Here is a 1,625-nt window from a genome sequence, read left to right on the forward strand (position 1 = left end):
CCAGTAGGACCAGTTGCTCCGTCTGCTCCTGTTGCACCCGTTGCTCCGTCTGCCCCAGTTGCACCGTCTGCTCCGGTCGCGCCAGTAGGGCCAGTAGGGCCAGTCGGGCCATCTGCTCCTGTGGGGCCTGTCGGTCCTGTGGGGCCTGTCGGTCCCGTGGGGCCTGTTCCACCATTTAAATTGTCTTGTATAACTACTAAAGTTCCCTGCAAGGGAACCTGACTTGCTAGATATATAGTTCCCGTGCTGATATTCACCAATGATAATGTGAACGGAACACTTGACACATCAATGATGCCTATGCCATACACTTCCCCGGTTTTTAACGGGGAATTCCCCTCTAATAAATTACCTTGTGAAGGGGACAGTGCAAAAACTGTACCGACTGTAGATACGGAAGATTGTGTTGCTATCCACCAATTTATAATATATCTTCCTGTCTCAAATATAGTAATTTCACCTGTAATGCTGCTATAATCAATATTTCCAGAAATGTATGCTGTTGTATTAAAAAACACTTTTGCTCCTGAGTCTATTGGAGTGGATGAATTCAATGTTATTTGGAGAGCATTTTGTCCCATATTATTTCCTCCTTCATTTATAACTGTAATTGACAATTACTGCCCTATTTATTGTATGTGTTTATAACGGATTAGGAACCTTCAAGATTAAAATAAAATTTATCCGCACCAAAAAAGCTTTATATAGACTGGGAATATACATAGCATAAGTATAAACAAAGAATCGGAATACCCTCTGAGTTGCTCTTATTTCTAAGTATCCATGCAAAGAGTAAGTATTAATATCTTTATACCATAAGAACCCCCCACTAAGTGGAGGGTTCTTACTCACTGCCAAAACAGCCCTACATAATTTTGCAGAAGTGTTTTTAATTAAACAATGTTGATTCCCGCACTGGCGTAACCTGTAAGTGTATTGAGGAGTGAAAGTCCCTCAGCAGTCAAAGTAAATACCAGCAGAAGTCTTGTTCCTGCCGTTACCGGAATATTTAAGCCAGTGAGAGTTCCAGAGGCGATATCTCCAATATTGATGATTCCAGTAAAATCTGGTGCGAGGGTGACTTCAGTTCCTGCGACAGGTGAAAAAATATTGTCAGGGGTAGTTGATTCGTAAAGCTGGGCGCTAACGGTCAGATCTGTCCCCACTAAGCTGAGTCCCAATACAACACTGAAATATGCCGCGATGTCTGTAATTGTTCCATCTCTTGGTACAGAAAACGCCATATTTGCCAGTAATCCAGCCGCGCCGGTCAGATCAATCGTAGCTCCCAGAACGGTTGGCAGGGTAGTACTGTTGCCAAAAGCGACAATGCCAGGTAAACCAGCAAGCCCCAGTGCAACAGAGGTAGGTGCAATGGGTAAACCGGAAGCAAATGGGATAATTGCTCCTGCACCGGTTGCTCCTGTTACCCCGGTTGCTCCCGTTGGGCCGGTTGCTCCTGTTGCCCCGGTTGCTCCATCGGCTCCTGTTGCTCCCGTTGGACCGGTTGCTCCATCGGCTCCTGTTGCTCCCGTTGGACCGGTTGGGCCAGTTGCTCCGTCTGCTCCCGTCGGGCCGGTTGCTCCGTCTGCTCCTGTTGCTCCCGTTGGGCCGGTTGCTCCGTC

2 protein-coding genes are annotated in these 1,625 nt (G+C 46.7%); both read right to left on the reverse strand.

What is annotated here, in order from left to right; translation table 11 throughout:
• Positions 1-581: hypothetical protein (locus tag A8805_RS22485; RefSeq protein ID WP_330405760.1), on the reverse strand; the 581-nt coding region annotated here is incomplete at its 3' end.
• A 312-nt stretch (positions 582-893) separates the two neighbouring features.
• The coding region (locus A8805_RS22490; protein WP_278321223.1) for an exosporium glycoprotein BclB-related protein at positions 894-1,625 on the reverse strand (732 nt) is incomplete at its 5' end.

The organism is Faecalicatena contorta (assembly GCF_003149105.1).
GTDB lineage: Bacteria > Bacillota > Clostridia > Lachnospirales > Lachnospiraceae > Muricomes > Muricomes contortus_C.